Raw genomic sequence first — 241 nt, 5'->3', positions numbered from 1 at the left:
CAAGATAACGACCATGCAGGAGGCGTTGCGCACTTTAAAAAAGCCGGTTATGCATGGAGCTTTGATTATTTTCATCCAAGTGGTGTATATAAAGACTGCATAGCAACAAAAACAGACTTTCAAGGCTTGAGTATTCAAACCTTTTCAAAAGATGAGTTTAATAACCGTAATGATAATTCCTGTGTTGTTAAAGTCTCAAGTGCAAACCATAGTGTGCTTCTCACTGGTGATATATCAAAGG

At 37.8% G+C, this 241-nt stretch carries 1 protein-coding gene; it reads left to right on the top strand.

Features of this window, described 5'->3' with window-relative positions:
* A partial coding sequence (locus tag SB749_RS20650) for a hypothetical protein (RefSeq protein WP_410711962.1) occupies nt 1-241 on the top strand: 241 nt, incomplete at both ends.

Origin of the sequence: Brevibacterium sp. SIMBA_078 (genome assembly GCF_046534565.1) — a bacterium.
Taxonomy (GTDB): domain Bacteria; phylum Actinomycetota; class Actinomycetes; order Actinomycetales; family Brevibacteriaceae; genus Brevibacterium.
The sequence above is the reverse complement of the archived record's forward strand: the minus strand, read 5'-3'. Positions and strand labels throughout refer to the sequence as shown.